This is a genomic window from Ruminococcus sp. YE282 (genome assembly GCA_900101355.1).
Taxonomy (GTDB): domain Bacteria; phylum Bacillota; class Clostridia; order Oscillospirales; family Acutalibacteraceae; genus Ruminococcoides; species Ruminococcoides bromii_A.
Window position 1 is genome coordinate 21041 of record FMUV01000029.1, and the last position, 10281, is coordinate 31321.

At 42.7% G+C, this 10281-nt stretch carries 9 protein-coding genes and 1 rRNA gene; 1 reads left to right on the plus strand and 9 read right to left on the minus strand.

Annotated features, from left to right (window positions below; all coding sequences use genetic code 11):
- Positions 1-122: 122 nt before the first annotated feature.
- From rrf to BLP46_RS09205, 9 genes are all read right to left on the minus strand, one after another.
- Positions 123-239: ribosomal RNA gene (rrf, locus tag BLP46_RS09165) — 5S ribosomal RNA — on the minus strand.
- A gap of 142 nt (positions 240-381) precedes the next feature.
- Positions 382-1311, minus strand: a complete 930-nt coding sequence (gene argF, locus BLP46_RS09170; RefSeq protein WP_092978381.1) for an ornithine carbamoyltransferase — start codon at positions 1309-1311, stop codon at positions 382-384.
- 1 nt (position 1312) lies between these two features.
- Positions 1313-2485: an aspartate aminotransferase family protein gene (locus BLP46_RS09175; RefSeq protein ID WP_318259556.1), complete on the minus strand. Its 1173-nt coding sequence runs from the start codon at positions 2483-2485 to the stop codon at positions 1313-1315.
- Between the two features lie 21 nt (positions 2486-2506).
- The gene (locus tag BLP46_RS09180; RefSeq protein ID WP_092978383.1) at positions 2507-2923 is read right to left on the minus strand and encodes a GNAT family N-acetyltransferase; all 417 of its coding nucleotides are present in this window, start codon (positions 2921-2923) and stop codon (positions 2507-2509) included.
- A gap of 12 nt (positions 2924-2935) precedes the next feature.
- Positions 2936-3787 carry an acetylglutamate kinase gene (argB, locus tag BLP46_RS09185; RefSeq protein WP_092978385.1) on the minus strand — a complete coding sequence of 284 codons (852 nt, stop codon included), beginning with the start codon at positions 3785-3787 and terminating at the stop codon, positions 2936-2938.
- A 119-nt stretch (positions 3788-3906) separates the two neighbouring features.
- The gene (gene argJ / locus BLP46_RS09190) at positions 3907-5136 is read right to left on the minus strand and encodes a bifunctional glutamate N-acetyltransferase/amino-acid acetyltransferase ArgJ (protein WP_092978387.1); all 1230 of its coding nucleotides are present in this window, start codon (positions 5134-5136) and stop codon (positions 3907-3909) included.
- Positions 5137-5146: 10 nt separating this feature from the next.
- Positions 5147-6184, minus strand: a complete 1038-nt coding sequence (gene argC, locus BLP46_RS09195; RefSeq protein WP_092978389.1) for an N-acetyl-gamma-glutamyl-phosphate reductase — start codon at positions 6182-6184, stop codon at positions 5147-5149.
- 112 nt (positions 6185-6296) lie between these two features.
- Positions 6297-7673, minus strand: a complete 1377-nt coding sequence (argH, locus tag BLP46_RS09200) for an argininosuccinate lyase (protein WP_092978391.1) — start codon at positions 7671-7673, stop codon at positions 6297-6299.
- A 143-nt stretch (positions 7674-7816) separates the two neighbouring features.
- Complete coding sequence (locus BLP46_RS09205; RefSeq protein ID WP_092978393.1) at positions 7817-9040, minus strand: argininosuccinate synthase; 1224 nt, start codon at positions 9038-9040, stop codon at positions 7817-7819.
- 357 nt (positions 9041-9397) lie between these two features.
- Between BLP46_RS09205 and BLP46_RS09210 the strand changes: the two genes are divergently transcribed.
- Positions 9398-9904 carry a flavin reductase family protein gene (locus BLP46_RS09210; RefSeq protein WP_318259557.1) on the plus strand — a complete coding sequence of 169 codons (507 nt, stop codon included), beginning with the start codon at positions 9398-9400 and terminating at the stop codon, positions 9902-9904.
- Positions 9905-10281: the final 377 nt, after the last annotated feature.

The following is a 10281-nucleotide window of genomic DNA, read 5'->3' on the forward strand; positions in this document are numbered from 1 at the left end:
ACGTCAAAAATTAACCCGAATCGGTTGTGTGTCACAATTGATTATACAAAATTCGGGTAGTAATATTTGCAATAATTTCAGACATAAAAAAACGCCCACCCTACTGGGTGGACACTTTTATGTGTTGGCATCTCCCTATTTTCCCGGGCCGTCGCCAGCCAAGTATCATCGGCACCACTGAGCTTAACTTCTGTGTTCGGTATGGGAACAGGTGGACCCTCAGCGTCATCAACACCAACTATCATTTTCATGTTGTTATCTCTCAACAACATATCTGATTATACCACCGTATTATACATTTGTCAACACTTTTCGTAAATTTTTTTAAAATTTTTTCAGGGCGGATTTTCCGCCCTGAATCTATGTCAAAATTTTAAAGAATTAAATCTTACTTTTGCTGTCGTAGTCTGTCATACACTCAACCAAAACGGCCTTTTGTGCATGGAGACGGTTTTCTGCTTCTTCAAAAATTTCATTTGCGTGAGCTTCAAAAACATCTGCGGTAATTTCTTCGCCGCGGTGAGCAGGGAGACAATGAAGAACCATACATTCTTTGTTTGTAACGTCCATAAGCTCTTTGTTTATCTGATAGCCCTTAAATGCAGCCTCGCGGATTTTCTTTTCTTCTTCCTGACCCATAGAAGCCCAAACGTCAGTGTAAACTACGTCGGCGTTCTTTGCAGCCTCAAGCGGACTTTCAACAATTTCAAACTTGTCGCCGTACTTTTTACCAAACTCAATTATGTGCTTAGGCGGCATATAATCCTTTGGACAAGCGGCAGAGAAGCTCATACCTGTGCTGAGTGCGCCCACGATAAGTGAGTTCATCATATTGTTGCCGTCGCCGATAAAGCACATCTTGAGACCTTCGAGTTTGCCCTTAAATTCACGGATTGTCATAAGGTCGGCAAGCACTTGGCAGGGGTGGCAGTAGTCGGTAAGACCGTTGATTATCGGAATAGAGCCGTACTCGGCAAGGGTTTCAACTTCTTTTTGCTCAAATGTTCTTATCATAATTGCATCAAGAAAACGTGAAAGAACTCTTGCTGTGTCTTCAACGGGTTCGCCTCTTCCGATTTGCAAATCGTTTGAAGAGAGGAAAAGCGGATAACCGCCGAGCTGTGTCATACCAACTTCAAATGAGACCCTTGTTCTTGTGCTTGATTTTTCAAAAATCATACCAAGGGTTTTGCCCTTGAGAATTTTGTGCTCAATGCCGTGTTTTTGTTCGTATTTAAGCTGGTCGGCAAGGTTCAGTGTCTCGATAATCTGTTCTGTTGACCAGTCTTCAAGTTTCAGCAGGTGTTTCATCTTATCTGTTCTCCTTTAGTGTTTTTTCAATTATATTAACAGCCTCGTCAAGCTCATCATAGTTGATTACAAGCGGAGGCAGCATTCTTAACAAATCTTTTGCGGTGATAATCAGAAGTCCGTTTTCAACGCATTTTGCGGCAATTTGGTGGGCATCGTCGTTTTCAAGCTCAATGCCGACCATAAGTCCCATTCTGCGGACATTTTTAACACCATCGATTTTTCTCAGCTTAGTTTCAAGGTATTTGCCCTTTTTGTTTACTTCTTCAAGAAAATCTGCGTTTGCAACGGTGTCAAGCACATAGTTTGCGCCTGCGCAAACAACAGGATTTGCGCCGAAAGTAGTGCCGTGGGTTGACGGTGACATTACATCTTTAAGATTGTCGCCGCACATACAAACGCCAATCGGAAGTCCGCCGCCGAGTCCCTTTGCCATAGTTACAAGGTCGGGTTTTATGCCTAAGTTTTCGTAAGCAAAGAGCTTTCCTGTTCTGCCTATGCCTGTCTGCACTTCGTCAACTATAACAAGCACGTCTTTTTCGTTGCAGAACTTAACAAGTTGCTGGACATAGTCTTTGTCCAGTATGTTAACTCCGCCCTCGCCCTGAATAACTTCAAAGAGCACGGCGCAGGTTTTGTCGGTAACGGCGTTTTTAAGCTGCTGAATATCGTTTGCGTCAACATAGTCAAATCCCTGGGTGAATGGGAAGAAGTAGTTGTGAAAAACTTCCTGTCCGGTTGCGGAAAGGGTGGTTACAGTTCTGCCGTGGAATGAATTGTTGAGCGTAATAATGCGATTGCGGTCTTTTCCGTATTTGTCAAAGCTGTATTTTCTTGCAATTTTGATTGCACATTCGTTTGCTTCGGCACCGCTGTTTCCAAAGCATACTTTTGCCATGTCTGCCAAAGTGCAGAGCTTTTCGGCAAGGTTGCTTGCCTGTTCGCAGTAAAAATAGTTTGACATATGCTGAATTGTTCCGGCTTGTTTTGATATTGCGGCAACCCATCCGTCGTTGCAGTAACCAAGACTGTTTACGCCGATTCCCGAGGAAACGTCTATGTATTTTTTGCCGTTTTCGTCATATGCCACAGCACCTTTGCCGCTTTTAAGAGCAACGTCATACCTGCCGTAGGTATGCATTATGTATTTTTGGTCTTTTTCTTTTGTATTCAAAGTTTATACCCCTTTTTGATATTACCTGTTATCAAAAGAATAAACAAACACGTCATCGCGTTTCTTAAATCCAAAGTCTTTCCAAAAATTCTGACCGGTTTCATTGTTTTGATAACAGAATATGTGAGTTTTGTCAATACCCTCAGCCTTAATTTTCTCAATAGCCGTGTTTGCAAGCGAATGACCTATTCCTTTGCGCCTGTACTGCGGCATAACAGCCATATGGTGAATAAATCCTCGTCTGCCGTCGTGTCCCGCAAGCACAGTGCCCACGATTTTGCCGTCAGCCACGGCAACCTGGCTCATACATGCGTTGCGGTCAAGATATCTTTCAATTTGTTCTCTGCTGTCGGCATTTGAGAGTGCACGTTTTGAGGTGGTTTGCCACATTGCATACACCTCGTCGTAATCTTCCTTTGTCATTGGTCTTATTATCATAAGCTGAGTTCCTTAATAAAACATAGTTCCGATACCCTCGTCGCTGAACAGCTCCAAAAGTATCGAATGTTCAAGTCGTCCGTCAATTATGTGTGCACGGTTTACTCCGTTTCGCACCGCTTCCACACAGCAGTCAATTTTCGGTATCATTCCGCCCTTGATTATGCCCTCACGCTTGAGCATAGGAACTTCGCTGACGTTTACAACGGAAATGAGCGATTTATCATCGTTTACATCACGCAAAAGTCCTCTAATGTCGGTCATAAGAATAAGTTTTTTTGCGCCGATTTTTGCGGCAATCTGAGCGGCTGCAAGGTCGGCGTTAATGTTATACAAACTGCCGTCATAACCGCCTGCAACAGTAGCTACAATCGGAATATATCCGTTACTCATAACCATTTCGAGCGGAGCGGGATTTATCTCTTTGATTTCACCGACAAATCCCAAATCTGCGCTTGTCACAAGCTTTTCTGCCATCAACATTCTGCCGTCAAGTCCGCAAAGTCCGATTGCACGTCCGCCGTGACTTTCAAGAAGCTGTACAAGGCTTTTGTTTACCTTGCCTGCAAGAACTTGCTGCACAATGTCAATTGTTTCGGCGTCGGTAACTCTCATACCGTTTTCAAACTTGCTTTCTTTTCCGACTGCTTTGAGCATTGAGCTTATTTCGGGACCGCCGCCGTGAACAAGCACAACGTTAATTCCGACAAGCTGCATCAGAACAAGGTCACTCATTACGGCGGATTTCAGTTCTTCGTTTATCATTGCGTTTCCGCCGTATTTTACAACAATGGTTTCGCCTGCATACTTTTTGATGTACGGCATTGCCTGCACAAGTACCTTGGCTCTTTTTGATGTATCCATTTATATCATTCCCGTTTGTTTATTTTCAGGCATCGCCGCCGATTTGGTGTTCGGCAGATGTTTTGCGCCTGAAGAAATATTCGTATTTCAAAGACAAAAGCCTTTGAATATTATTGTTATCAGGTTCTGTAATCACCGTTTATTTTAACATAATCATATGTCAGGTCACAGCCGTAGGCTTCTGCGCTTCCGTTGCCGTCTCTAAGGGAAACGATGATTTCAATTTCTTTTTCAAGCAAAATTTCCTTTGCTTTGTCCTCGTCAAATGCAAGTCCGTTTCCGTCTTTGCATACAAGAATTTCGCCTTTTGCGGACTTGTAGGAAACGTCGATTTTGTGTACGTCAACTTCGGCTCCGCTGTATCCGACTGCACACAAAATTCTGCCGCAGTTTGCGTCTGCACCGAACATAGCCGCTTTTACAAGACTTGAACAAATAATGCTCTTTGCAATTGTCTTTGCAGCCTGCTCGTCTTTTGCGCCGCTTACTTTGCAGATTAACAGCTTGGTTGCACCCTCGCCGTCAGCGGCAAGTTTTTTGGCAACCTTTTTAAATGCGTCTGTCAAAACTTTTACAAAGTTCTTATAATCCTCGTTCTTTTCCGTAATTTCGGCATTGCCGGCAAGTCCCGATGCCATAATTGCAAGCGTGTCGTTTGTTGAAGTGTCACCGTCAACGCTTACCATATTGTAGCTGACGTCGGCAGCTTCCTTGAGTGCTGATTTTAGCATTTCGGCAGAAATTGCGGCGTCTGTCGTAACAAAAGAAAGCGTTGTTCCCATATTGATGTGAATCATTCCGCTGCCTTTTGCAATGCCGCCGATTGTAACCTTTTTGCCGCCGAGGACGGTTTCAACCGCCCACTCTTTTTTTACGGTGTCCGTTGTCATAATCGCCTCTGCCGCAAAGGTTCCGCCGTCTTTTGACAGCGTGCCCTTGAGGTTTTCAATTCCCTTTTCAATAGGTTCAATGGGGAGGGGCTGACCGATAACTCCGGTTGACGCAACGATAACATCGTTTTCATCAACGCCGAGGGCGGAAGCGGCGAGTTTGCACATTTTTTCCGCCTTTTCATAACCGTCGGGGTTGCAGGCGTTGGCATTGCCCGAATTTACGACAACAGCCTGTGCGGTGCCATTTTCAAGGTGCTTTTTTGTTACGTATATAGTATCTGACTTTACAAGATTTTTTGTGAATATAGCCGCACTGTTGCAAACTTTTTCACAATAAATGAGTGCAAGGTCTTTTTTTGTTGTGTTTGAGGGCTTAACTCCCGCACAAATTCCGTTGGCTGTAAAACCGAGCGGAGATGTAACCGAGCCGCCGTCTATGTATTTAAAATTTTCCATATTATCACCGTTAAAATGCAGGGGGAACTATCTCAAGTCCTGTTTTTTCGTCAAGTCCGAAAATTATATTCATATTCTGAATAGCCTGACCTGCGGCTCCCTTTACCATATTATCAATTGCCGAGCAGGCAACAAGCTTGTTTGCACGCTTGTCGTGGTGCAAAGAAATGTCGCAGAAGTTTGAGTATTTTATATTATGAATGTCAGCGTTCATACCGTCCGGCAAAAGTCTGACAAAGTATTCGTCCTTATAAAATTCCTCATATGCCTTTCTGATTTCTTCAAAGGTTACGCCGTCTTTGATGTCTGCATAAACAGTTGCCAGTATTCCTCTGTTTACGGGAAGAAGATGTGGAACAAAGGTTACGATAACTTTGCTTCCCGAAAGCTTTGAGAGAGTTTGCTCAATTTCGGGAGTGTGACGGTGCGAAGCAACCTTGTAGGCGTGAAATCCTTCGTTAAGCTCGGGATAATGGTTGGCTTGGCTCGGTTTTCTTCCTGCGCCGGTTACGCCGCTTTTGCAGTCGCAGATGATACCCTTTGTTTCAACAAGACCGTTTTTTACCGCCGGAGCAATTGCAAGCGGAGAGCAGGTGGTGTAGCAGCCCGGGTTTGCAATAAGGCTTTTGCCCTTTATGTTGTCTCTGAACAGTTCGGGCAGACCGTATGCCGCCTGTATGTGAAGCTCTTTGTCAAGAAATGTTCCGCCGTACCACTCGGTGTATTCGTCCTCGCTTTCAAGGCGGAAATCAGCTCCGAGGTCGATAAACTTTTTGCCCGAGCTAATGCATTTTTCTGCAAGTTCCTGAGAAAGTCCGTGGGGAAGGGCGGCAAAGATTACATCGCTCTTTTCAAAAACGGCGTCCTGATTTTCGCATACCATATCGTTAAGAAATTTGTATGACGGATAAACATCGCTGAGCTTTTGTCCCTCAAATGAGACAGAACTCACTGCGGATATTTCAGCTTCGGGGTGAGATGACAAAAGACGTACAAGCTCTGCGCCTGCGTATCCTGTTGCACCCACGATTCCTGCTTTTATTTTCATATGTATCACCTGAATTTTTGATAGTTGTTTGTGTGTTGATGCCGAATGTCGTTCGGTAAATTTACGGGCAAATGCCGCAATTGTGTATAATAAACCTATTTAAAGTTTGAAATTAAAGATTGTTTGCAATTTCTGCAACACGTTTAGCCTGTGCCTTAACGTTTGATGAAGCGGGACCGCCGAAAACTTTTCTGTCGTTTGTGCATTTTTCAAGCGAGATAGCCTCGTAAACGCCGTTGTCAAACACATCGCAAACGGACTTATACTCTTCAAGAGGCAGGTTTTCAAGGTCGGTTCCAAGCTCAATGCATCTTGCAACAAGCTCGCCTGTGGCTTTGTAGGCGTCTCTGAACGGAACGCCCTTTTTGGTTAGGTAGTCAGCGCAGTCGGTAGCGTTGATAAATCCGCCTGCTGCGGCTTTTCTCATATTCTGCGGAATGACGCGCATGGTGTCAAGCATTGGTGTGAATGCTGTCAGGCACATTTTTACTGTGTCAACGGCGTCAAATATAGCTTCCTTGTCTTCCTGCATATCCTTGTTATATGCAAGTGCAATGCCTTTCATAATGGTGAGCAACGTCATATTGTCACCGAATACCCTGCCGCTTTTGCCTCTTACAAGCTCAGCAATATCGGGATTCTTTTTCTGTGGCATAATAGAAGAACCTGTTGAGAAAGCGTCGTCAAGCTCAACAAATTTAAACTCCCAGCTGCACCACATAATTATTTCTTCCGAAAATCTTGAAAGGTGCACCATAATTATTGAGAGAACCGAGGCAAACTCAATGCAGAAATCTCTGTCGGATACTCCGTCAAGAGAGTTGTTGGTTATTCTTTCAAATCCGAGCAAGTCGGCGGTAACGGTTCTGTCAATCGGATAGGTTGTTCCGGCAAGCGCACAAGAGCCAAGCGGCATTTCGTCCATTCTTTTAAGGCAATCCTCAAGTCTTGAAACGTCTCTGAGAAGCATTTCGCCGTATGCCAAAAGGTGATGTCCGAATGTTATGGGCTGTGCCCTTTGCAGATGAGTGTAGCCCGGCATTACGGTGTCGCTGTACTTTTCCGCCTTGTCGGCAATGACCTTAATAAGTTCAACCACAAGAGATTTTACATTTACAACCTCTTTTTTAAGATACAGTTTTATATCAAGTGCAACCTGGTCGTTGCGGCTGCGAGATGTGTGAAGTCTTTTGCCGTTGTCGCCGATTCTTTTTGTCAGTTCACCCTCAATAAATGTGTGAATATCCTCGGCTTCCATATCTATTTTTAATGCTCCGCTTTCAATGTCCGCAAGTATTCCTTTGAGTCCGTTTACAATGTCTTCGGCTTCTTCGGGCTTGATGATTCCGCATCTGCCAAGCATTGTTGCGTGGGCAATGCTGCCCTCAATGTCCTCTTTATACATTCTGCTGTCAAATGAAATTGAGCTGTTAAAATCGTTTGTTGTTTTGGAAAGCTCCTTTTTGAAGCGTCCTTTCCAGAGCTGCATATTATCACCCTAAATAAAATAGTTTGCGGCTTTTGCTGTTTGTAACGCATAACATCGTTAGAATCGGCAAAAACCGTTTTCTTGTAAAAACACTTTATGGGGCAGAGAAATTCCCTGCCCCAGATACGGTCAAATAAGTTAAATTATTTGATAAGACCTTTCTTTGCACGAACCTTGATTGGAAGACCGAACAGGTTGATAAATCCTGCACTGTCGTTCTGGTTGTAAACTTCATCCTCGTCAAAGGTTGCAATTTCTTCATCATAGAGAGAATATGGGCTTGTAACGCCTGCGTCAATGATGTTGCCCTTGTAGAGCTTGAGCTTAACGTCACCTGTTACATATTCCTGTGTGCTGTCTACAAATGCAGACATAGCCTCTCTGAGCGGTGTGTACCACTTGCCGTCATAAACAAGGTCTGCAAATGTGTTTGCAAGGTTCTTTTTGTAGTGAAGAGTGTCTTTATCAAGGCAGATTTCTTCAAGCTTGTCGTGTGCGGCATAAAGAATTGTGCCGCCCGGTGTCTCATAAACGCCTCTTGCTTTCATACCTACAAGACGGTTTTCAACGATATCTGTAATACCTACGCCGTTTCTTCCGCCAATCTCATTGAGCTTTTCGATAAGTTCAACAGAGCCTACTTTTTCGCCGTTAAGCTTTGTTGCAATACCCTTTTCAAATGAAATGGTGATGTACTCAGGCTTGTCCGGAGCCTGTTCGGGCGAAACGCCGAGTTCAAGGAAGCCTTCCTTGTTGTACATAGGCTCGTTTGCCGGGTCTTCAAGGTCAAGACCTTCGTGGCTGAGGTGCCAGAGGTTCTTATCCTTTGAATAGTTTGTCTCACGGTTTATCTTAAGCGGAATGTTGTTCTTTTCAGCGTATTCGATTTCGTCTTCACGGCTCTTAAACTCCCATGTTCTCCAAGGAGCAATGATTTTCATATCAGGAGCATAAGCTTTGATTGCAAGCTCAAAACGAACCTGGTCGTTACCCTTACCTGTGCAGCCGTGGCAAATTGCGTCTGCGCCCTCTTTCTTTGCAATTTCAACAAGTCTTTTTGCAATTATAGGACGTGCAAATGATGTACCGAGAAGATACTTGCCCTCGTATACTGCGCCTGCCTTAACTGTTGGGAAAATGTAGTCTTCAACAAATTCCTTTGTAAGGTCTTCAATGTAGAGCTTTGATGCACCTGTCTTAATAGCCTTTTCTTCAAGACCGTCAAGTTCTGTGCCCTGACCTACGTTACCTGAAACAGCGATAACCTCGCAGTTGTCATAGTTTTCTTTAAGCCAAGGGATTATGATAGAAGTGTCAAGTCCGCCCGAATAGGCAAGAACTACTTTTTTAATTTTATTGTCAGCCATTTTAAATTCCTCCGTTGTTAAAATTTAGATTACTATTACATTATACTCGTACTTTCAAAAAAATCAAGTACTTTTTGAATAAATATTCAATTTTTTTAAAATTTTATTTTAAACGGCAAAATGCATATAAAGCGCTTTGCAAATGTGATAGAATCAGCAAATTTTGGCGTAAACAAATGCGAATCGCTGCAAAAATGTATATATACACTGAAAATGAATATACATAATATTCATTGAAATATGCATACTATGCATATTGCCGGGCGTATATTGAATATTATTCGGCTTTCTGCTATACTGGGTATGCATAATAATAGTATATATTTTTGCATAAAATATTTTGAAAGGATGATTTTTGTGTCAACATTCAAAGAAATTTTACCGGAACAAATTCAGGATAATCCGTTTAAGTTAATCGGCAAGGATTGGGCGCTTGTGACAAGCGGAACAAAAGACAGCTTTAATACAATGACAGTAAGCTGGGGCGGAGTAGGCGTAATGTGGGGCAAACCTGTTGCATTTACATTCATTCGTCCGCAAAGACACACATTTGGATTCATTGAGAATAACGATTATTTTACGATGTCGTTTTTTGATGAGGAATATCGTGACGCACTTAATTTTTGCGGTACAAAGAGCGGCAGAGATTACGACAAGCCAAAGGAAACCGGACTTACCCCTGCATTTACCGAAGACGGAATACCGTATTTTGAGCAGGCAAGACTTGTGCTTGTGTGCAAAAAGATGTATTCTCAGTTTTTAACGGAAGAAAACGTTATTGACGGCGAAGGTGTAAAGAAGTGGTATAAAGACGACTACCACAAAATGTATGTGAGTGAAATCACAAAAGTTTTGGTTAAGTAATCTGAATAAAATTAATAACAAATTGTTTCATCACGGCGGTTTATACCTGTCCTAATTCTGTAAAATTAAAAGGCTCTATAATAAAAGTTGGGGTAAGAACAAAAAGAGCCTACAAAAATAAAAGTAAAAAAGTAGAGCATATTTGTAAAAAAACCTTTAAAATGAAAGTGGAAACAAACCATTTTAAGGAGAATCAAATATGCTCTACAAACATTTTACAGAAAAAATACTCGGATTGCAAGACATTTTAATTGAAAACATAAAAAGCACAAATAATACCATTCACGTTTATTGCAAATTAGAAAGGGAACTGCATAAATGCCCTTGTTGCGGTAATTTCACCGATAAAATTCACGATTATCGTGTACAAGTTATTA